The sequence below is a fragment of the Nitriliruptor sp. genome (assembly GCF_040882075.1).
Lineage (GTDB): Bacteria > Actinomycetota > Nitriliruptoria > Nitriliruptorales > Nitriliruptoraceae > Nitriliruptor.
Genome location: NZ_JBBEBZ010000014.1, coordinates 14545 through 35272 on the forward strand (window position 1 = coordinate 14545; position 20728 = coordinate 35272).

Consider the following 20728-nt stretch of genomic DNA (forward strand, 5'->3'; position numbering starts at 1 on the left):
GTGTCGCGTGGTCGCAAGATCCTGCTCAGCGTCGTCGTCCTGCTCGCGGTCGTGCTCGCCGGGGCGGCCGTCTACCTGCAGCCCATCGCTCCGATCGCGACGGGGTACGCCGCCAAGACCGTCTGCTCGGCCCACTTCGTCAGCGGCCGGACCGTGGAGGACGCGGAGGGGGACCTGCCCGCGAACCCGCTCGTCCCCCTGATGCGGACCACCGCCGACGACGCCACGGGCACGGCACGCACCAGCCTCCTCGGGCTGTGGTCCTCGACGGCCCACTTCACGGAGGGGCTCGGTTGCACGCTCGCCGAGGAACGCCCGGACTTCGCGACCCCTCCCACGGTCGAACCCGGTGACGCCGGAGCATCCTGGCCCGAGGGTGAGGGTGCGGCACAGGTCTCCGCCGGGGTGGACGTCGACGCGCTCGACGCGGCGATCGACACCGCCTTCACCGAGGACGATCCGGAGGGTCGCCTGCGGAACACGCGCGCGGTCGTCGTGGTCCGTGACGGGGAGCTGATCGCCGAGCGCTACGGCGAGGGGTTCACGGCGGACACGCCGCTGCTCGGGTGGTCCATGGGCAAGTCCATCGCCAACGGGATCGTGGGACGGCTCGTGGGCGACGGCGACATGGCGCTCGACGCCGACGGGCTCCGTCCGGAGTGGGCCGACGACAACCGCGCGACGATCACCCTCGAGCACCTGCTGACGATGACGAGCGGCCTGTCCTTCGAGGAGGTCTACGACCCGGATACCGACGCGACGCGCATGCTGTTCACCCCGCGGGACACGGCCCGCTACGCCGCTGACAAGGAGCTCGTCTCCGCTCCCGGCACCCGCTGGTCGTACTCGTCGGGGACGACCAACATCCTCTGCGACCTGGCGCAGGAGGCGTCCGGGCTCGACGTCGAGCTGGCACACGAGCTGGTCTTCGCGCCGCTCGGCATGGCCAGCGCCGTCATCGAACCGGATGCCACCGGCACCCCGATCTGCAGCTCGTTCCCGTACGCGACGGCGCGGGACTGGGCCCGCCTCGGCCAGTGGTTCCTCCAGGACGGCATGTGGGACGACGAACGTCTGCTCCCCGAGGGTTGGGTCGAACGCTCCACGACGCCCGTCGAGACCGCGGACGCCGACACGCCCTACGGGTCCCAGTGGTGGCTGAACGCGGGTCCGGACGGGCAGCGGCGGATGCCGTCGGTCCCGGCCGACGCCTACTGGGCGTCGGGCAACGAGGGCCAGCAGGTCGTGGTGGTGCCATCGGAGGATCTGGTCGTGGTCCGGCTCGGGTTCAGCGGCGGGTTCTCCGGTGTCGACTGGGGCCTCGAGCCGTTGCTCGCGGGCATCATCGACGCGACCGGCGGGTCGGCGGAGAGCTAACGGTCCGCCTCGTCGGGCACGTCGTGCGCCGGGTCCTCCTCGACGTCGACCCGGGACGCGTGCTCGCGGGTCGCACGCAGGTGGCTGACGTCGCCGGACCACCCCCGCTCCCGGACGTCGAGGTCGGCGATCCGGTCGCCGTGGCCGTAGATGACGAGCACGTCGCCGGGCTGGATGCGCGTGTCCCCGTCGGGCGCACCGTCGTACTGCCCGTCGACGCGCTGCACCCCGAGCACGAGGACGCCCTCCTCGTTCAGGCGGAGCTCGCGGAGCGTGTGGTCCGCCATCCAATCCTGCCCGTCGACCTGGAGCTCCGAGACGGCGTACCCGCCGTGGACCTCGAGCAGCGCGGCGTAGTCGCGCACGTCGAGGTCGGTGAAGCGCCGCAGGCCGAGGCGGATCACCCGCGACACCGCCCGGTCGACCGGCTGCAGCTTCATCAGCAGCAGCAGGCCCACGGTCCCCACCACGAGCGCGAGCAACGTGAGGGTGCTGTTGCCCGTCTCCGAGGAGCCCGCGCGGACCAGGGTGAGCATGACCGAGGCGAGGACGGTCACGATCCCGGCTGACCCGATCAGCATCAGCGTCATCACGATCCGCCGGCGCAGCGGGTGGTTGACGACCGACTCCGATTCCGTCGTCGTGTAGCCGGCCCCGGTGAGCGCGGACCTGGCCTGGAAGCGAGCGGCCTCGCGCGACATACCGGTCAACGTCAGGGCGATCGTGGCGACCCGGCCGACCAACATCGACAGCACGATGACGATCAGCACCGTGATGATCGGCGCGATCGGGATCGACATCGGTGGCCTCCTCAGCGAGAAGGTAGGCCGTGCCGACGGTCAGCGTCCGATCAACTCGACGCCGGGAGAGGTGGTGACGGCGCCCGCGACCCACGCGTCGACCCCTCGAGCCACGAGGTGGTCCACGGCGTCCACGGCTCGGTCCGCCGGCACGATCGCGGTCATGCCGACGCCGCAGTTGAAGGTGCGCCACATCTCGTCCTCAGCGACCGGGCCGTGCTCGGCGAGCCAGGTGAAGACCGCCGGCCACGACCAGGTCGAGGTGTCGACGGTGACGCCGAGCCCCTCGGGCAGCACCCGGGGCAGGTTGCCGGGTAGCCCCCCGCCGGTCACGTGGCACAGCGCGTGCACCTCGACGTCGGCGATCAGCGCGAGGACGTCGAGCGCGTAGATCCGCGTCGGGGTGAGCAGCACGTCACCGAGCGCGCGGTCCAGGCCGTGCGACGCGGTGAGGTCACGGTCGCCGACGATGCGACGCACCAGCGAGTAGCCGTTGCTGTGGACCCCTGACGATGCCATCGCGATGACCGCGTCACCAGGCTCGACCCGTTGCGGACCGAGGATCGCGTCGCGCTCGACGACACCGACCCCGAACCCCGCGAGGTCGAACTCGTCGGGGCCGAGCAGCCCCGGGTGCTCCGCGGTCTCCCCGCCGACCAGGGCGCAGCCGGCGGTGGCGCAGCCGTCGGCGATCCCCCGGACGAGGTCCGCCACCCGTTCGGGGTCGAGCCGACCGACCGAGACGTAGTCGTTGAAGAACAGCGGCTCGGCGCCAGGGACGACGAGGTCGTCGACGACCATCGCGACGAGGTCGATGCCGACGGTGTCGAGCTTTCCCATCCGCCGGGCGAGGTCGACCTTGGTCCCCACCCCGTCCGTGCCCGACACCAGCACCGGCTGGCGGTAGCGGGCGACGTCGAGCGCGAACAGCCCGCCGAAGCCGCCGATGCCGCCGAGCACCTCGGGCCGTGACGCACGGCGGACCACGTCGGACAGCAGCTCCACCGACCGGTCGGCGGCGTCGAGGTCGACGCCGGCGTCGGCGTAGGTGACGGGCGGGGTCTGCTCGGGCACGCGGGTTCCCTCACCGGAGTCGGACGGTGGGTGCCATCCTCGCACCTCGCCGGCGGTCGGCCGCAACCGCCGGACGCGGGACCTCGACCGCCGGCCTCCCGGGGAGGCCGCCTCAGCGCAGGTCGGCGAGGGCGGCCACGTCGGGGACGGGCCGAAGCGGTGGGGCACTACCGTCGGGTCGACTCCCCCTGGCCGCGACCCGAGGACGAACCGTGGCGCTGACCATCCGCCCGTACACGCAGGACGACGTCGCTGCGGTGCACCGGCTGGCCCAGCGCGCCTTCTCGCCGACGCCCGGGGACGAGTTCGATCCCGAGAGGCCGTCCATGGCCGACGACCGGCGCATCGTGGCCGAGTGGGACGGGCGGGCCGTCGGTCACCTCGGTGCCTGGGAGCTCGGCCACTTCTTCGGTGGCCGACGTCTGGCCACGGCCGGCATCACGAACGTGACCGTCGAACCGGAGTCGCGCGGACGCGGCGTCGGAGGGGCGCTGCTCCGCGCCGGGCTGGACGCGGCCCACGAGCGCGGCGAACCCCTCGCGACCCTCTTCCCGCTGACCCGCCACGTCTACCGACGCAAGGGCTTCGAGCTCGCGGGGGTCTGGCCGCAGGCGCAGGTCACGACCTCCGCGCTGGCCGACCTCCCGACGCCGACCGACGTCGAGGTGCACCCCGGCGGTGTGGAGGACCTCGACGAGATGCTCGCGCTCGAGCGGTCGGTGGCACCGACCGAGGCGGGCATGCTCGACCGTCCGAGGGAGTTCGCGGCGCGGAACCTGCGCCCCGGGACCCACGATGCGGTGGTGCTGGCCCGTCGAGACGGGGAGCTCGTCGGCCACCTCGTCTACGCCCACGAGCGGTCGTCGGCGGACCACGCCTTCTTCGGGCTGCGCGTGAAGGAGCTGGTCGGCCGGGACGCCGACGCGTTGCTCGCGCTGTACCACGTGCTCGGATCGAGCGCGTCGGGGGCGCCCTCGGTGATCCTGCCGGTCGGGCCGGAGGACCCGCTCGAGCTGTGGCTGCCCGAGCAGGCGTGGACCGCGTCCGCGGTGAGCTGGCGCTGGATGAGCCGCTTGATCGATCCGGCCGCCGCGATCGCGGGCCGCGGGTGGCCGGACCACGTCCGGGGCCGCGCCGAGCTCGACATCGTCGACCCGCTGTGGCCCGATCGCGGTGGCGCCTGGACGCTCCAGATCGAGGACGGCCGGGGCCAGCTGGAGCGAGGTGGCGCGGGGACCACACGGGTGGAGGTCGGGCCGCTCGCGAGCTGGTTCACCGGCTGGGCGTCGGCGACCCGACTCGCCCGCTACGGGAAGGTCACCGGATCGGACCTGACGACGCTCGCCTTCCTCGACGCGGCCGCGGCGGGCCCGGCACCGTGGGTACGCAGCTTCTTCTGATCGACGAGGCTCTACGTTCCACGACCCACCACCGAGGGAGACGGACGCGTGCGACTCTCACCGCAGGGCCGACGGGTGCTCGGGTGCCTGATCGAGAAGTCGCTGACGACGCCCGACCACTACCCCCTGTCGGCGAACGCGCTGCGGTCCGCCTGCAACCAGTCGACGGGTCGTGACCCCGTGGTGGACTACGGCGACGACGACGTGCGCGCGGGCATCGACGACCTCAAGCCGCACCAGCTGGTGCGCACCGAGTACGCCCGTGGCTCCCACGTGCCGAAGACCGCCCACCGGCTGGCCGAGCAGCTCGACCTCGACCCCGCACAGCAGGCGCTCCTCGGTCTGCTGCTCCTGCGGGGCCCGCAGACGCCGGCCGAGCTCCGCACGCGAGCCGCACGGATGCACGAGTTCTCGTCGACCGAGCTGGTCGAGGCGGTGCTCGGCTCGCTGGCGGCGCACCGGTTCGGGCCGCTGGTCGAACGGCGTGACCGCGAACCGGGCCGCCGCGAGGCTCGGTGGGCCCACCTGCTCGGGCCGGACGACACCGACACCCAGGGCGGTCCGCCAGCGAGCGCGGGCGCGACCGGGCGCTACCGCCGCTTCCACGACGCCGTGACCGCCGCGGACTGGGACACGGCGATCGACCAACTCGCCCGCGACGTCACCTTCCGCTCACCGGCCGTGCACCAGCCCTACGAGGGGCGGCTCGCGACCGCAACGATCCTGCGCGCCGTCGCGCGCGTCTTCGAGGACTTCCGGTACGTCGACACCTTCGACGAGGGGGACCGCGCCGTCCTGCTGTTCGAGGCTCGTGTCGGGGATCGCGACCTGCAGGGCATCGACCTGCTCCGCTTCGACGACGACGGGATGATCATCGACTTCACCGTGATGATCCGCCCGCTGTCCGGGCTGACCGCCGTCGTCGAGGGGATGCGCGCCGCCCTCGACGGCACCTGATCCGCCCACCTGGCCGCGTGAGACGGACGGTCCGCCCAGGTTCCGGAGCGGTCAGTGGCCGCTGCCCGCGCCCTCGGGGGCGTCGAACACCGTCGGGTCCGCGTCCCCGGTCACGTGGAGCACCGCCACCGCGCCGCCGTCGATCGCCCGGGTCAGCGCGTGGTCGACGAGCAGGTAGTCGCCCGCGACGTCGACCCGGAACTCGACCCAGGTGGCCCCACCGGCCGGGACCAACGTGGTCTGCACGTCGGTGTTGATCAGCGAGCCGCCCTCGACGCTGGCGCGGTCGAACACCTCGCCGATGACGTGGAAGCTCGAGGTGAGGTTGGGGCCGCCGTTGCCGACGAAGATCCGGACGGTGTCACCAACCTTCGCCTGCAGGGACGCGTCACCGGCCAGGGCGCCGACGGCGCCGTTGAACACCACGTTGGTGGGGTGCTCCATCGCCATCGCGTCCCCGTCGTAGGTCAACAGGCCCTCGGTGCCGCGAGCCTGCTGGGCGTAGATCTCGCCCTGGACCACGTAGAACTCGTGGTCGACCGGCTCGAGGCCACCCTCCGGTTCGACGACGATCAGGCCGTACATCCCCATCGCGACGTGCGTCGGGATGTGTGGCGTGGCGCAGTGGTAGACGTAGACGCCGGGGTTCAGCGCTCGGAACGTGAAGGTGTTGCGCTCGCCCGGGAGCGTCTGCGTGGCCCCGGCGCCACCACCGGGCCCGTTGACGGCGTGCAGGTCGATCGAGTGCGCCATCGTGCTGTCGTCGCGGTTGGTGAGCGTGAGCTCGACCGTGTCGCCATCCCGGACCCGGAGCATCGGCCCCGGGACGGTGTCCCCGAAGGTCCAGTAGGTGTAGGTGGTCCCGTCGGCGAGCTGCCCCTCCCGCTCGGTGGTCTCCAGCTCGATAGCCACGGTGGTCGGACCGCGGTCACCGATCGGCGCCGGCACGGTGATGCCGTCGTGCGCGACCCGATCGGCGCTGCGGGGCCCCTCCTCCTGCGCCGGCACCGTCGTCGGTTCGGCGGGCGCTGCGGCACCGGTCGGCGGGGCGTCGGTCACCGCAGGCGCCGCCACGTCGCTGGCGCCGCCACCACCACCCACCGCCGCGAACACGATCAGACCACCGACCACCGCCGCCGCCACCGGCATCATCCGGGTGGCGCGGCTCTCCTGCGGGCCGCTGCTGTCGGTGCCGCTGGGCTGCTGGTCGGTCACGGGGGTCCTCCGGGGTGGGACGCCGGTTCCGGGCGTCGGGTGGATCCAGCGCTCACCGGATCCCTCACCCCCGAGCGAAGCGTCTGCTCCGGCGTCCGCGGAGGGTCTTCCGGCCCTGCTATCTGTGACCTCTGCACTGGACGTCGGGTGCGAGGCCGGGCGTACGGTCGGCGCGTGGCTGCCAGCTCCGCACCGACCGGAGGACCTCGTGAGCACGACCGCGATCCCGCAACGACCCGAGCTGCCGGTCCAGCAACCCGCCCGCACTTCACCGTTCGGGGGCGCCGCGCCGTCGCTGCGCACCGCCGTCGCCTACCTCGTCGCCGCCGTCGTGTGGGTGACCGTGGGTGAGGCGCTCCCGGGCGGGCGGTGGTTCGCGGTGCACCTGTTCACCCTCGGCACCCTCACGAACCTCATCCTGGTCTTCTCCGACCACTTCTCCCGCACGCTCACCCGCACACCGGCGCACGGGCCGCGCTGGCCGCTCCCCGTCCTGAACCTCGGGATCCTCCTCGTGCTCGTCGCGATCCCGACGGGTCGCACGGTCCCGCTCGCGCTCGGTGCCACCGTCACCTCCGGGGTGGTCATCGCCTCCTACGTCCGCATCCGGCGTCTGCGTCGCGCGTCCATCGGCGCCCGGTTCACGTGGATCGTCCGCAACTACGAGCGCGCCCACGGCGCCTTCGTCCACGGCGCGGTGCTCGGCGCGCTGCTCGGCGCCGGGGCACTCGCCGGGGCGTGGCGCGGACCAGCACGCCTCGCCCACCTCCACCTCAACGTCCTCGGGTGGGCCGGGCTGACCCTGCTCAGCACGCTGGTCTTCTTCGGGCCCACCATCACCCGCTGCCGGATCCTGCCGGAGGCGGACGAGCGGGCGGCCAGGGCGCTGCGTCACGGTGCGACCGGGCTCACGGCGGCCGCGCTCCTGCTGCTAGCCACGGGGTTCGGCGGCGACGCGGCGCTCCCGCTCCGGCTCGGCGCCGCGGCTGGGCTCGCCGTCTACGCGTGGGCGGCGACGGTCACCTGCCTCGCCGTGCTCGCCGCGGTCCTCCGGGCGCAACCGTCGGCGACGCAGGCGCCCATCGCCGCCGTGTGCCTGTGGTTCACGGCCGCGGTGTGGGCCGACGTCGCGATCGTCGCGACCGGAGCCTGGCACCTGCTCGACGCGCTCGGGGTGGCGTTGATCGTGGGGGTGCTGGTACCGACGATCACCGCGACGCTGACCTACCTCGCTCCGCTGCTGCGCGGACCGACCGCCCCGGTGCGTGCCCTGATCACCGACCGCCTCGCCGCGGGCGCCGAGCTCCGAACGATCGTCGCGAACACCGCGGCGGTGATCCTCGTGGTGACCGCCGCGCTCGGGACGACGCTCGGTGTCGGCGGGTGGTGGATGGTCCGCGGCGCGTGGCTCGCGCTGGTCGCCGTGATCGTGCCGCCGCTGCTGTTCGCGATCGCACGCCCTCGGCCGGCTCTCGTCGAGAGCTGAGCGCTCACCCCTCGCGGCACTCCCGGCAACAGCCGGACGCGTCGAGCGGCGGCGCACCGTCCGGGCTGAGGTCCGGGATGCGACCACAGACGTCACAGATCGCGTCGAGCCAGCACGCGGGGTCGCCGCCCTCGTCGCTCTCGCTGCCGGTCACGCGCACCTCAGACGGTGTCGAAGTCGAACTTGAACTGAGCGAGGTGCTCGTGCTCCCCCGGCACCGGGATGGGGTACTCCCCGTCGAAGCAGGCCCGGCACAGCTGCTTGCGCTGGTGCGGGGTCGCCCCGATCAGCCCGTCGAGCGAGATGTAGTGCAACGAGTCCGCGTCGATGAAGTCGCGGATCTCGTCGACGGTCAGGTCGGCGCCGATGAGCTCGGCCCGCGTCGCCATGTCGATCCCGTAGTAGCAGGGGTTGGCGATCGGGGGCGAGGTGATCCGCATGTGCACCTCGGCGGCTCCGGCCGCGCGCAGCATCGCGATCAGCTGCCGCGAGGTGTTGCCGCGCACGATCGAGTCGTCGACGACCACCAACCGCTTGCCCTCGACCACCTCACGGACCGGGGAGAGCTTCAGCCGGATCCCGAGCTCGCGCAGGGACTGGGACGGCTGGATGAAGGTCCGTCCGACGTACCGGTTCTTGACCAGTCCGTCGGCGAACGGCAGCCCAGCCTCCGCGGCGTACCCGGCGGCGGCGTCGCGTCCCGCTTCGGGGACCGGGATGACGATGTCGGCGTCGACCGGCGACTCACGGGCGAGCACGCGGCCCATCTGTCGGCGCGCGAACAGGACGCTGCCGCCGTCCTGACGGTGATCGGGCCGGGCGAGGTAGACCCACTCGAACAGGCAGTAGGTGGGGGTCGACGGCGCGAAGCGCCGTGAGGTCAGCCCGTGATCGTCGATGCAGACGAGCTCACCGGGGGCCACGTCACGGACGTAGACCGCACCGACGATGTCGAGCCCGGCCGTCTCGGAGGCCACGACCCACCCGCCAGCCGGGAGCCGGCCGATCTGCAGTGGGCGGACCCCGTTCGCGTCGCGGAAGGCGTACAGCCGGTGCTCGTCCATCACCACGACCGAGAACGCACCCGTCAGCCGCGGGGCGGTGCGGACGATCGCCTCCTCGAGCGACACGTCCGCATCGCGAGCGAGCAGCGACGCCATCACCTCGGAGTCGTTGGTCGGCGGCTGGTCGAGGTCGCGGGCGAGCTCGGCGGTGTTGACCAGGTTGCCGTTGTGGCCGAGCGCCAGGCCACCTCCGGCCGGGGTCTCGCGGTACTGCGGCTGCGCGTTGACCCAGGTCGAGCCGCCGGTCGTCGAGTAGCGGCAGTGGCCGACGGCCAGGTCGCCCTCGAGCGCGGCCAGCCCGGTGTCGGTGAACACCTGGCTCACGAGCCCGGTGTCCTTGTGCACCACGATCCGGCGCCCGTCGGACACCGCGATGCCGGCCGCCTCCTGGCCGCGGTGCTGCAGCGCGAACAACCCGAAGTAGGTCAGCCGCGCGACGTCCTCACCCGGCGCGTAGATCCCGAAGACCCCGCACTCCTCGCGTGGCCCCTCGCCGAGCGTCGCGAGGTCGACCCCTGGCTCGAGCGGCTCGGGGCGCACAGCCGGGTCACCACCGGGAGGGTGCTGCACGGGACGCTCCACCGACGAGGGGACCAGACCGGGCCGAGCGTACCTCCGCCGACCTCACGGACCCGGGCCGGTGAGCGCTCCGTCGGCGCGACGGGACGCCGCCTAGTCTCGCGCCGCCGCAACGCCGGAGCCGTCCCGTGCCCGCACCCGTCCCGCTCGAGGTCTTCCCCACCCGGGACGATCAGGTCGCTGCCTTCGCCCGGGAGACGCTCGGTCTGTCCGGCATCGTCGACGTCCACGTGCACCTGCTGCCGGATCGTCTGCAGGAGGCGGTCTGGGGGTTCTTCGACCGGCTCGAGGACCCGCCGTGGCCGATCACCTACCGCGAGGACGAGACGACGCGGCTCGCCACCCTGCGCGGGCTCGGCGTGGTCGCACACACGGCCCTCGCGTACGGCCACAAGCCGGGGGTGGCGGCCTGGTGCAACGACCACACGCTCGCCGCTGCCGACCGGCACCCACAGATCGTCCCGACCTTCACCTTCCACGCCGAGGACGACGCCGCCGAGTACGTCGCGGACGCCATCGCTCGTGGAGGACGGGCCGCGAAGGTCCACCTGCAGGTCGGGCGGTTCCACGCCACCGACCCCCACCTCGACGACGTGTGGCCGCAGCTCGCCGCAGCACGGATCCCCGCGGTGGTGCACGCCAGCGCCGTCTACGGGGTCGACGGGGGTGGCGAGTACTGCGGTCCCGACGCGATCCGGGCGCTGCTCGATCGCCACCCCGACGTGACCGTCGTCGTGGCCCACCTCGGGGCACCCGACGTCGAGGGGTTCGTCACGTTGGCCGAGCAGGCCCCGACCCTGCGGCTGGACACCGCGATGGTCCTGACCGACCCGCCGTACCTCGCCGACGTCCCCGAGGAGCTCCTCGACCGCGTCCGTGGGCTCGCGGACCGGTTGCTGTTCGGCTCCGACTTCCCGACGATCCCGCACGCGTACGCGGCCCAGGTGCGAGGCTTGGCCCGGCTCGAGCTGGACCGGAACGCGCTGCGCGGGGTGTTCCACCACCACGCGGCCCACCTGCTCGGCCTCGACGATGACGCCACCGGCGAGGAGGGCGCGACGTGAGCGACGGACCCGTCCCCGGTTGGTACGCCGATCCCGAACAGCCCGGCGGTGAGCGCTACTGGGACGGGTCGAGCTGGACCCCTCACCGGCGTCCCTCGGCGGCTGCTGCCCAAGGCTCCCCTTGGGGCGCCGGGGCCACGGCGGGCGCGACGGGCACCGTGGACGTCTGGCTGTGGCAGTCCATCGTCGCGACGATCCTGTGCTGCCAGCCGCTCGGCATCGTGGCGATCGTGCGGTCCGCCCAAGCGGGGTCGGCACGCGACGCCGGGAACATCGTGGTCGCGCGTCAGCGGGCCGAGCAGGCGCGCACCTGGACGCTCGCCAGCGTCGGGGTCGGGGTGCTGTTCGTCGGCGGCTTCCTCCTGCTGGCGATCCTCGGCACGGTCGCCAGCGCCTGACCGCTGCGGCCGGACAGGACCGTCGGGAGGACGACCCGCGGCTCTGCTTGACTCCGCCCGTCCGCTGCGGATGCCACGACCCGTGCACCGCGGTGAGGGGCGGACAGGAGGATCAACGTGAGCGATCAGGGTGGGTCGGGGCCGGTCGCGGGGTGGTACCCGGACCCGGAGGTCCACGGCGGTCAGCGGTACTGGGACGGCAGCCGGTGGGGTGAGCAACGGCCTCCCGCGTCCGACCCGAGCGGTGGATGGTCGTCCCCGGACCCCTCCGGCGGGTGGGGCACCGGCTCGCCGGGGGCGTGGGGCTCGCCGGGAGGCTCGCCACCGTCCTGGCAGAACGCACCGCACGCCGGCCAGGGCGCGTGGTCGCAGACCACGCCTGCCGCGAACGTCGACCCGTGGCTGTGGCAATCCATCGTCGCCACGGTCCTGTGCTGCCTGCCCTTCGGCATCGTCGGCATCGTCAAGTCGACGCAGGCCAAATCCGCGTCGGACGTCGGCAACGCCCAGCTCGCGCAGCAGCGCGCCGGCGAGGCACGGACCTGGACGCTGGTCGCGGTCGGTGTCGGCTTCGTGTTCCAGATCGGCTTCTTCGCGCTCGGGTTCGGCGGAGCGATGGCGGGGTTCTGATGCCCACCGTGGCACCGCCCCGACACCGGTCACCGGTGGCTGCGGCCGCCGGGCTGCACCCGACCGCGGCGCCGCTCGCGGTCGCCGGTCTGGCGGTCGCGGTCTGCACGGTCCTGGCCGTGGTCGATCCGGAGGACCGGACGCTCTGGACGCCGCGCTGCCCGTTCCGGGCCGCGACCGGCCTCGACTGCCCGGGGTGTGGGGGGACCCGCGCGCTGACGGCGTTGCTGCGTGGCGACCCGCTCCTGGCGGTCAGCCACAACCTGCTCACGGTGCTGTTGCTCCCGCTGCTGGTCTGGGGGTGGACCGGCTGGCTGCGTCACCGCGCCGGGAGACGCACGACCCGACCGGACATCCCGACCTGGGCGGCGTGGACCCTGGCGATCGGCGTCCCGGCGTTCATGCTCCTGCGCAACCTGCCGTGGGCACCCCTGGCGTGGCTCGGCTCCGGAGCCGGGTGACCGGCGTAGGCTCCGCCCGTCCGCCAACGTGGGGCCCAGCGGGGAAGGGCGCAACGACGTGCTGATCGTGGTCGATCGGGAGGGGAGCAGACCCCTCCCCTGCCCGCCGACCTGCCGGGCTACGAGGACGAGTTCGCGCTGATCGCCGGCCCGCACGTGGGACGCGCCTTCGCGCTGCCCGGCGAGGTGTTCGCCGTCGGACGGGACCCGGACTGCGACATCCTCGTCGACGACCCCACGGTGTCGCTCCGCCACGTCGAGGTCGAGCGTGACCACGATGCGGGCGGTTTCCGCGTCCGGGACCTCGGATCGAGCAACGGCACCTGGATCGACGGCGAACCGGTGGTCGAGCAGGGCACCTGCCGGTCGGCAGCGTCCTGCGCTTCGGTGCCGTGCACGCATCCGTCCGTCGTCCGGAGTCCGGTGACGAGCTACGCATCAGCTCGCTGGACGGACCGACGAGCCCCTTCAACCGGCTACTTCGCCCCGGGCTGCCGACCCTCGAGCCGCCCGCGCCCCCGAAGGAACGACGCAGCGACCGGGCCTTCAGCGCCATCGCCCTGATCGGCCCGGTGCTGATGGGTGGCGCGATGGTCGCCATCACCCGCAACCCACGGTTCGCGCTGTTCATGCTCATGAGCCCGGTGATGCTCATCGGCAACTACGTGGCGAGCAAGCGGCGGGCCAAGAAGGAGCACGCCACCGAGGACCGCGAGTTCCGGTGCTCGCTCGTGCGTCTCCGCGAAGAGCTCGGGTCCCGGGTGCGGGACGAGGTCGCTCGTCGCGAGCAGCTCGACCCCGATCTGGTCGAGGTGGTGCGGCGCGCCGAGGCACCGTCGACGTCGCTCTGGCAACGGCGGCCGGAGCACGGCGAGCTCCGCGGTCGCCGCCGCGAGCGCTGCGGCCACCTGCTGCGGCCGGCCCTCGAAGCGCAGGGCGCTGCGCTCGATGGTGACGGCGACCCGGACGTCGACACCGATCCCAGAGGTCGCACGCTGGACGGCCGCGAGCAGGAGCTGACCGATGCCGTGCAGGTGCGTGGGCTCGTGTGCCTCGCCGAAGTCCGCGCGCAACTCGGCGACGGTCCGGTCGTCGGCGTCGGGCCGGGGGTGCTCATCGACCCGGAGACCGGTGAGCTCGCGCGTCCGCACGGCGGGGTGATCCACGGGTCTCCACGGGGGATCGGGGTCAGGGCCCCTCATCGGCGCGGGCGGTGCTCGACGCGCGGACGGTGTAGGGCGAGACCCCACCGGGCAGGGCCTGGGAGAAGATGAGGTCGATGGTGCCGACGCACGCCACCTGCACCTCGTTGGCGGCCTGGAGGGTCACCGTCGGGCAGGCGACGTTCAGGGTGTCGTCCGGCCGTGAGCTGACCACGAAGTCGACGATCCGGCGGGCACGCGACCCGTCGATGCGGTACTCGCCGTCCGTGAAGAACGCGGCCTCGTCGACCGCCCCAGCGGCGTCGTTCGCGAGCCCCGCCGTGAGGTTGGCGAGCTCGCGCTGGGCGGTGAAGACGATGGCGAAGTCCACGGCGATCGCGCCGAGCACGAGCAGGATCAGCACGCCCACCGGCATCAGCAGGAGCGTGTTGCCCCCCTCGTCCCGCCACCGAGCGACGGCGCGCCCCGGAGCCTGCGCCTCAGAAGCCACAGGTCGCCTCCCCGGACAACCCGCTCCGGAACGGATCGACGATCTCGGTGTGGCTGCCGCGGACCTGCAGGTTGCCCGAGCCGAGCCCACCGATCCACGGGAGGGTGATCGTCGGGACGCGGTAGTTGACGTCGACGCGGATCCGGGCGCACCGGGCGATCGTGCCGGACACCGTCGGTGTGCCCACGATGCGTGCCGGGTCCTTGCCGTGCCCGACGAGGGTGTCGGCGACGACGCTCTGGGCGATGGCCGCGGTCGACGCCCCCTCCGGGGACTCCACGAGGACCCGCGTGGCTTCACGCGCCGATGCCGACGCCGCCATCTTGGCGTCGATCACGCCCCAGGCGTTGAGGATCAGCAGCGTCCCCACGACGAAGATGAGGACGCCGAAGATCAGCGCTTCGGCCCCAGCGAGCCCGTCCTCCTGTGACCACCGGGGTCGCGCCGCTCGCGCCGTCACGGGCCACCCGGCCGGAACACCTCGACGCGCACGCGGGCGGTGCGTTCGATGTCGCCGAGGTCGAAGTTGCGCAGGAACCCGCCCACCAGCGGCGCCGGGCTCGGACCGACCACGCGCACCTCGACGACCTCGCCGTTGGAGACGGGGCAGTCGACGTCCACCTTCCCGCCGTACTCGCCGAGGATGCCGCGGACGTGCGAGGCCGCCGCGGGGCAGCTGATGCCGCCGTCGGCCGCCATCAGCCGGGCGCCGTCGAACGCGGCTGCGGACACCGTCGAGGTCCCGTAGAGGTGCAACAGCACCTGCACGGCGAAGAGCATGAAGCCGAGGAAGATGGTGATGCCGAAGACGGACGTCAGCGGCCCGTTGCCGTCCTCGTCGGCGAAGGTGTTCACCGCGAACCCGTCACGGTGCGTCAGCCACCGATCTGCTGGACGGCGCCGCTGGCGCGGGTGCTGGCGTCCTGGAAGACCGCCTGGAAGGCGACCCACATGGCCGCGCCGATCAGCGCCATGATGAGCACGACGATGGCGGCCGAGATCACGCCCTCGCCGGCTTCGGCCCGGGCCCGCTGGAGGAGCGAGCGGAGCGCGCCCTGGAGGCGGACGGCGGCGACGGTGCTGAGGCGGGACATCGAGGATCCCCGGTCGACGGTGATCGCCGCGGACCCCCGCGGCGTCCGCGGAGCCTACCGGTCCGAACGGGCCGGTCGCCAACGGCCGAATGGGCGTGTGCGTCACGCGCGAGACGGTTCCGTCAGGAGCCCCCTGAGCGCGGATGGCCGGGTGACCGCAGCGGACCCCGGCTCACCCCGTCAGGAAGCCGCCGAGGGCGCGGGTGAACGGCACGGCGATGAAGATCACGCCCGGGACGAGCGTGGCCACGGTCACCGGGATCCACACCTGTTGGCCGCGGGCTTCCATGCGTTCGACCAGCTCGCGCTGCACGTCGAGCCGGATCGCCCGGGCCTCCTCGGCGATGAGCCGGCCGAGGTCGGTGGCCTCGCGGTTGAGGGCGAGCACCGACACCAGCCGGTCCAGCGCGTCGACCTCGACCAGGTCGGCCCACTCGCGGAGCGCGACCTCCTCGCTGACACCTTGGCGGACGCGTGAGAGCACCCGGCGGATGTCGAGCGCGGCCGACCCGGACCCGCGACCGGCCACCCGATCGAGGGCTGCCGACAACGAGAACCCCGACCCGAGCAGCATCCCCACCTGTTCGGCGACCACGGGCAGCTCGAGGTAGACCGACCGCTTCCACCGGTCCGACGCACCGGACACCTGCTGCTCGAGCAGCAGGAAGGCGAGCAGCATCCCACCGAGCATCAGCAGCGGACCGACCACCGCCGGCGGGCGGAAGGCGATCGTGGCGAGCAGGCCGATGCCGAACCCCGCGATCGCCCAGCCGATCTGGCGGACGCGGAACTCGGTGACGTCGAGCCTGGAGTGGATCCGGGTCAGGCGGCGGTCGAGGTCCTCGGTGACGCCGAAGAGCCGCGAGAACTGCGATCCGAGGAGGCGGGCGAGCGGACCGACCGCCTCGCGGAAGGATTCGACCGACAGGACGCCGGCGCGGGAGCGCACCCCCATCCCCCCGGGGACGTAGGGGCCGAGTCGGGCGACGATGCTGCGACGCGAGAACCAGCGCAGCTCGGACAGCAGCAACGTCAGACCCGCCCAGAGCAGCAGACCCGAGAGCGCCACGAGGGGGTTCACGACGAGGACCGTTCGGTGAACACGCGCTGTTCCTGGGGGAGCTGCATCAGGCGGCCCGCCCACAGCCAGCAGAGCGCGATCAGCGCGAGCGCGACGAGGACGGCGAACTGCCCACCGGCGCTGGCGTAGGCGGCCCGGCCCTCGCCGATGGACAAGCCGACCAGCGCCATGCCGATCGGGACGATGAGCACGAACCAGCGGGCGAAGCGTGCACCGGCCTGCTTGGCCCGGGCGTCCTTGCGGCCCTGCAGGTCCTGGATGCGGTCCTCGATGAGCGCCTTGAGGCGGCGGTCCACGTCGGTGCCGCCGATCTCGTGGGCGATCAGCAGCGTCTCAGCGACCGCGTCGGCGGTGGGATCGGCGAGCTGCGCCTTCAGCACCTCGAGCGTGCGGTCGAAGTCGGTCGAGATGAGCCACTCACGCTGGGCGGCCGCGAACGCGGGACGGAGCTCCTCGGGTCCGCGCATCCCCACGGCGAACAACGCCTGCGGGATCGACCGGCCGAGGCTGATGGCCTGGAGACGCAGCTCCTCGAGCATGCGGGGCCACGCGTCACGGGTCCGCTCACGACGCTGCTGCCGACGCGAACGGGCGGTCAACAGCGGCGCTGACGCGGCGACCCCACCGATCACCGCCCCGGCGACGGGACCGGCGAAGAGCGCGAGGCCCGCCACCATCCCGACGGCGAACAGCACGATGGTGACCGCGAGGAACTCGCGTGGGCGGATCTTGTCGAGGCCCGCCTGGACGAGCCACTCGTCGACCTGGATCCGGCGGCGGCGCCGCCGGGTGCCGCTGGCCGAGACCCTGAGGCCCCGCCACCCGAAGGCGATGGAGGTGAAGGTGAGGAAGACGCCGTAGGCCGCGCACAACGACAGGACGATCGCGGCCAGCCCGCTGTTCACGCCATGGCCCCGCGCGAGGTGTCGAGCAGCTGCCGGACGTCGTAGCCGGCATCGGAGAGAGGTCGCGCGATGCGGACCGGCACGGCGCCGGTCCACTCCAGCGGGCCGTCGACGCTCTGGCGCCGGAACAGCTCGGAAACGGTGAAGGCCGTGCCGACCTCGCCGGTCTGCTGCTCCTCGACCGCGACCACCTCGTTGACGCGTGGGATGCCGTCGTGGCGCGAGCAGTGGACGACCACGTCGATCGCCTCGGTGACCAGGCTGTTGAGCGCCGACAGCGGCACCTCGCTGCTGGTGTCGGCGAGCTGGCAGATGAACCGCAGCCGGCTGAGCGCCTGCCGGGCCGATCCGGCGTGGATGGTGGTGTAGCCCTTCACGCCGGACGACAACGTCAGGAGCAGGGGTAGCGCTTCGCGGTCACGCACCTCGCCGACGATGGCCACGTCCGGCGCCATCCGCAGGAAGCCGGCCACGAGCCGCCGCAGGTCGACCGCCGGCCGGTCCGGTCGAGCCGCCCGCGTCTGCATCGAGGCGACGTTCGGCAGCGGCACGTCGACCTCGAAGACCTCCTCGGCGGTGACGACGCGCAGCGACGGGTCGAGCTCGGCCGTGCAGCACGACAGCAGGGTGGTCTTGCCCGAGCCGGGGGGGCCGGCGAACACCACCGACAGGCGCGCTCGGACGGCGGCCCGCAGGAACTCGGCGATCTCGGGGGTGAGCATCCCGCGGTCGGCGAGCTCGTCGAGGGACCGGAACGCCACGCCGGTGAACTTGCGGATGTTGACGATGAGGTGGCTGCCACGTCCGACGTCGCGGTGGACGATGTGGAGCCGCGCCCCGCCCTCGAGCTGGGCGTCCTGGAGGCCCTCGGACGGGTCGAGCTTGCGGTGAGCGGACGAGGCGTCGTCGAGCATCTTGGTCAGGGTGCGGGTGACGTGCTCGTCGTCGTGGAAGGCCTCGTCGTGGTAGCCGCTGACGCCCGCGTGACGCTTCACGAAGATCGCGTCGGGGGCGTTGATCATGATCTCCCACACGTCGTCGTCGTCGAGCAACGGTTCGAGCGGCCCGTACCCGGTGAGGTTGCGGTAGGCCCGTTCGATGACGAGGTCGGGCGAGGCGAGGTCGAACGGTCGCAGGCCGTGCTTGTGGTCGAGGCTCCACTGCGCGACGGCATCCTCGATCAGCTCGCGGAGGCGACGGTCGGCACCGGAGTCGTCGAGGTCGAGGGTCTCCTCCTTGGCGCGGCGCAGGACCTCGCCCTCTATCTCGACGAGGGGGGAGAGGTGGTCAGTCACGGTGGGTGGCCTCCCGTGCGGCCGAGGCGGGCAGGCTGCCCGGCGTGATGCGGCTGGGACCGGCGTCGACGTCGGTCAGCGGACCCACCCGTTCGAGGACGGCGTGGTACGCGCCGGCGAGGGTGGACGGAAGGGGCTTGGGCATCCCGACGCCGTCACGGAGGGCCTCGTCGACGCGCCGCTCGAGCAGGTGGACGGGGTTGACCATCACCTTGGCGGGCCCCTCCCCGACGTTGGCGCCGAGCAGCTGGCGGAAGCTGCTGGAGAACTCGGCGCGCTGGCGCGGGTTGCGCGGCCCCCGGGAGACGACGGGGACGATCCGTTCCGCGGGGGCGCCGAACCCGAGCAGCTCACCGACGAGCCGCACCGTGCTGAAGACGCCCTTGAGGCCGGGCGCGCCGACCACGTAGATCACCGACGACCGGGCAACGGTCGCGCGCGTCATCAGGTGGCGCTCCTCGACGTCGAGGGAGCCCGTCTCGGCCTCGCCCTCGAGATCCGGGTCGACGTCGCAGACGGTGACCGCGAACGTCCGGCGGAGCGAGTCGAGCGCCGCATCGAAGGCGCGCGGGCGCACCGTGACGAAGTGCCGTGACCGCCGCAGACCGAGCAGCAGCCGGTAGCCCCGGCCGGCGACCTCGAAGGTCTGGTCCCGGACCAGACCGGTCGGCACCGTGCCGGTCCGGTGGGCTTCGACCAGTTCCTGGACACCCGGGACCACGACGCGCGAATCGTGGAGCATGGCCTGGTCGGCGCTGCGGCACAGGTCGGCGAGCAGGACCGGGCCGTCCACCGCGTGTCCACCGCCGGCGAGCCCCTCCGCCAGCGCGATCGCCGCCGTCGACGCGCCGGTCCCACCGGGGCCGAGGACCGCCACCACCTCGCCGCGCTTCGCCGGCACGTCCTGCGACGGCCCCGTCGTGGTCCGCACGACCGCCCCGCCGACCATCTTCGCGTTGGCAGCCAGGGTGTCGAGCAGCGCGTCGCGGGTGAACGGCGGCGACAGGACGGCGGACGGCGCGAGATCGCGGTACGGCTCGGGTCCACGATCGTCGACGACGATGACGGGGCACCCGTGCCCGGACGCGGTGGCGACCAGGTCGCGGTCGATGCCCCCGAGCTGGCCGTCGACCAGGACGGCGGAGAAGGGCCGGCCGGAGGCGAGCCGGGCCCGCATCTCGGCGATGGACACGCACCGGACGAACTCGGCGGGGATGGCCGCGGACTGGGCCCACTGACCGACCTCGCGGAACCAGCGAGCGCGGGGGGTGGCGACGCCGAGCAGGACGTAGCGTTCGTTGGCCACCGTCAGCCCTCCGCGTCGGGCGGCGGGGCCTCACCGGCGTCACCGGCGTCCGGGTCGGGGGCCTCGGGTTCGGGCGCAGGCTCCGGGTCCTCGGCGGGCCCTTCAGGCTCCTCGTCCGCGGGGGGCGTGTCACCCGCAGGGGCGGGGAGCGACGACACGGCCGGAGCACCACCATCGGGACCGGGAGGCGCGTAGGGCGGCACCGACGTCCCTCGTTCGCCGGCCGCGGCCGCGGCTCGGGTGACGACGACCTGTCCGGTGTTGGTCGCCTGCGCGATCGCCAGCACCCGTTCGTCGTCGGGCAGCGACAGGGTCAGGACGACCGCCTCACCCTCGAGTCCGCCACCGGCGGCGGCGATGTCGATCAGCAGGACGTTGCGCGCCACGTACAGGGTGTAGGCGTCGTCGGCCTGGCCGTAGGTGACCGCGACGTCCACCCGCTCGCCAGGTTCGAGCTCCCCCGCCACCGCCCGCGACTTGTCGATCTGGAACGAGATGGCGACGGCGTCGTCGTCACCGGCCGCGTCCGCGAGCGACGTGCGTGACAGCAGGTCCCCCGCCGCGAGCGGTGCCGTGGTCCGCAGGCCCACGATGCTGAGCGCCCGTTCGGACCGGATGCTGTTGCGAGCGAGCTCGGGTGGCAGGTCGAGGGCGACCAGGCCGAACCGTGAGGTGTCCGTGACCAGGTCCTCGGTCAGGAGGGTCCCGATCGGCACGTCGCCCTGGACCACCACGTAGCTGGTGCTCGGGGTCGCGGTGGCGTCGAGGTAGGCGGCGAACACCCCGACCGCGGCGGCGGTGACCAGCAGCGCGCCGACGACGGCGCGGCTGCCTGGCAGACCCCGGGCCCGACGGATGCGGCGCCCGGATCCGCCCTCCGCGGGTTCGT

The 20728-nt window shown here is 73.0% G+C and carries 22 protein-coding genes and 2 pseudogenes; 10 read left to right on the top strand and 14 right to left on the bottom strand.

What is annotated here, in order from left to right:
* A complete protein-coding gene (locus WEB03_RS01095; protein ID WP_368069127.1) occupies positions 1-1377 on the top strand; it encodes a serine hydrolase domain-containing protein in 1377 nt (458 codons plus the stop codon).
* Here the strand turns inward: WEB03_RS01095 and WEB03_RS01100 are convergent.
* Together WEB03_RS01100 and purM are read right to left on the bottom strand one after the other, a co-directional pair.
* Positions 1374-2177, bottom strand: a complete 804-nt coding sequence (locus tag WEB03_RS01100) for a TrkA C-terminal domain-containing protein (RefSeq protein WP_368069128.1) — start codon at positions 2175-2177, stop codon at positions 1374-1376. The two genes, WEB03_RS01095 and WEB03_RS01100, sit on opposite strands and share 4 nt — an antisense overlap.
* Positions 2178-2216: 39 nt before the next feature.
* Complete coding sequence (gene purM, locus WEB03_RS01105; protein WP_368069129.1) at positions 2217-3251, bottom strand: phosphoribosylformylglycinamidine cyclo-ligase; 1035 nt, start codon at positions 3249-3251, stop codon at positions 2217-2219.
* A gap of 212 nt (positions 3252-3463) precedes the next feature.
* On the opposite strand from purM, the gene eis reads away from it, so the two are divergent.
* Positions 3464-4651: an enhanced intracellular survival protein Eis gene (gene eis / locus WEB03_RS01110; RefSeq protein ID WP_368069130.1), complete on the top strand. Its 1188-nt coding sequence runs from the start codon at positions 3464-3466 to the stop codon at positions 4649-4651.
* A 48-nt stretch (positions 4652-4699) separates the two neighbouring features.
* The gene (locus WEB03_RS01115; protein WP_368069131.1) at positions 4700-5608 is read left to right on the top strand and encodes a DUF480 domain-containing protein; all 909 of its coding nucleotides are present in this window, start codon (positions 4700-4702) and stop codon (positions 5606-5608) included.
* 51 nt (positions 5609-5659) lie between these two features.
* Here the strand turns inward: WEB03_RS01115 and nirK are convergent, their stop codons facing one another.
* On the bottom strand, positions 5660-6823 hold the full coding sequence (gene nirK / locus WEB03_RS01120) for a copper-containing nitrite reductase (protein WP_368069132.1): 1164 nt from the start codon (positions 6821-6823) through the stop codon (positions 5660-5662).
* A 208-nt stretch (positions 6824-7031) separates the two neighbouring features.
* Between nirK and WEB03_RS01125 the strand changes: the two genes are divergently transcribed.
* The gene (locus tag WEB03_RS01125; RefSeq protein WP_368069133.1) at positions 7032-8309 is read left to right on the top strand and encodes a hypothetical protein; all 1278 of its coding nucleotides are present in this window, start codon (positions 7032-7034) and stop codon (positions 8307-8309) included.
* A 4-nt stretch (positions 8310-8313) separates the two neighbouring features.
* Here WEB03_RS01125 and WEB03_RS01130 read toward each other — a convergent pair whose 3' ends face one another.
* Together WEB03_RS01130 and purF are read right to left on the bottom strand one after the other, a co-directional pair.
* Positions 8314-8463, bottom strand: coding sequence for a hypothetical protein (locus WEB03_RS01130; protein WP_368069134.1), 150 nt, complete (start codon positions 8461-8463; stop codon positions 8314-8316).
* A gap of 7 nt (positions 8464-8470) precedes the next feature.
* Complete coding sequence (gene purF, locus WEB03_RS01135; protein WP_368069159.1) at positions 8471-9913, bottom strand: amidophosphoribosyltransferase; 1443 nt, start codon at positions 9911-9913, stop codon at positions 8471-8473.
* Positions 9914-10080: 167 nt separating this feature from the next.
* Here purF and WEB03_RS01140 point away from each other — a divergent pair, with 167 nt between their 5' ends.
* From WEB03_RS01140 to WEB03_RS01165, 6 genes and pseudogenes are all read left to right on the top strand, one after another.
* On the top strand, positions 10081-11016 hold the full coding sequence (locus WEB03_RS01140; RefSeq protein ID WP_368069135.1) for an amidohydrolase family protein: 936 nt from the start codon (positions 10081-10083) through the stop codon (positions 11014-11016).
* A complete protein-coding gene (locus WEB03_RS01145) occupies positions 11013-11414 on the top strand; it encodes a CD225/dispanin family protein (protein ID WP_368069136.1) in 402 nt (133 codons plus the stop codon). The genes WEB03_RS01140 and WEB03_RS01145 overlap by 4 nt, the downstream gene beginning before the upstream one ends.
* A 117-nt stretch (positions 11415-11531) precedes the next feature.
* On the top strand, positions 11532-12044 hold the full coding sequence (locus tag WEB03_RS01150) for a CD225/dispanin family protein (protein WP_368069137.1): 513 nt from the start codon (positions 11532-11534) through the stop codon (positions 12042-12044).
* A gap of 35 nt (positions 12045-12079) precedes the next feature.
* Complete coding sequence (locus tag WEB03_RS01155) at positions 12080-12505, top strand: DUF2752 domain-containing protein (protein ID WP_368069138.1); 426 nt, start codon at positions 12080-12082, stop codon at positions 12503-12505.
* Positions 12506-12646: 141 nt separating this feature from the next.
* Positions 12647-12850 (top strand): annotated as a pseudogene (locus WEB03_RS01160) (FHA domain-containing protein); the annotation flags it as partial.
* A 47-nt stretch (positions 12851-12897) separates the two neighbouring features.
* Complete coding sequence (locus WEB03_RS01165) at positions 12898-13779, top strand: hypothetical protein (protein WP_368069139.1); 882 nt, start codon at positions 12898-12900, stop codon at positions 13777-13779.
* Here WEB03_RS01165 and WEB03_RS01170 read toward each other — a convergent pair.
* The 9 genes and pseudogenes from WEB03_RS01170 to WEB03_RS01210 all read right to left on the bottom strand — a co-directional run.
* Positions 13694-14158, bottom strand: coding sequence for a hypothetical protein (locus WEB03_RS01170; protein ID WP_368069140.1), 465 nt, complete (start codon positions 14156-14158; stop codon positions 13694-13696). The two genes, WEB03_RS01165 and WEB03_RS01170, sit on opposite strands and share 86 nt — an antisense overlap.
* The gene (locus tag WEB03_RS01175) at positions 14148-14618 is read right to left on the bottom strand and encodes a hypothetical protein (protein WP_368069141.1); all 471 of its coding nucleotides are present in this window, start codon (positions 14616-14618) and stop codon (positions 14148-14150) included. The genes WEB03_RS01170 and WEB03_RS01175 overlap by 11 nt, the downstream gene beginning before the upstream one ends.
* Entirely contained in the window at positions 14615-15013 is a 399-nt protein-coding gene (locus WEB03_RS01180) for a hypothetical protein (protein ID WP_368069142.1), read from the bottom strand. The genes WEB03_RS01175 and WEB03_RS01180 overlap by 4 nt, the downstream gene beginning before the upstream one ends.
* 20 nt (positions 15014-15033) lie before the next feature.
* Positions 15034-15252, bottom strand: a complete 219-nt coding sequence (locus tag WEB03_RS01185) for a hypothetical protein (RefSeq protein WP_368069143.1) — start codon at positions 15250-15252, stop codon at positions 15034-15036.
* 172 nt (positions 15253-15424) lie between these two features.
* On the bottom strand, positions 15425-16333 hold the full coding sequence (locus tag WEB03_RS01190) for a type II secretion system F family protein (RefSeq protein WP_368069144.1): 909 nt from the start codon (positions 16331-16333) through the stop codon (positions 15425-15427).
* A complete protein-coding gene (locus WEB03_RS01195) occupies positions 16330-17238 on the bottom strand; it encodes a type II secretion system F family protein (RefSeq protein WP_368069145.1) in 909 nt (302 codons plus the stop codon). The genes WEB03_RS01190 and WEB03_RS01195 overlap by 4 nt, the downstream gene beginning before the upstream one ends.
* Positions 17235-18533 carry a CpaF family protein gene (locus WEB03_RS01200; RefSeq protein ID WP_368069146.1) on the bottom strand — a complete coding sequence of 433 codons (1299 nt, stop codon included), beginning with the start codon at positions 18531-18533 and terminating at the stop codon, positions 17235-17237. Before WEB03_RS01200 ends, WEB03_RS01195 begins: the two co-directional genes overlap by 4 nt.
* Positions 18526-19839 carry a hypothetical protein gene (locus WEB03_RS01205; protein ID WP_368069147.1) on the bottom strand — a complete coding sequence of 438 codons (1314 nt, stop codon included), beginning with the start codon at positions 19837-19839 and terminating at the stop codon, positions 18526-18528. Before WEB03_RS01205 ends, WEB03_RS01200 begins: the two co-directional genes overlap by 8 nt.
* A 2-nt stretch (positions 19840-19841) precedes the next feature.
* A pseudogene (locus WEB03_RS01210) lies at positions 19842-20728 on the bottom strand (hypothetical protein); the annotation flags it as partial.

What these genes read in the sequence shown, in the direction of transcription:
- WEB03_RS01100 (WP_368069128.1), bottom strand. Translation starts at nt 2,177, where the DNA reads ATGTCGATCCCGATCGCGCCGATCATCACGGTGCTGATCGTCATCGTG.
- WEB03_RS01185 (WP_368069143.1), bottom strand. Translation starts at nt 15,252, where the DNA reads ATGTCCCGCCTCAGCACCGTCGCCGCCGTCCGCCTCCAGGGCGCGCTC.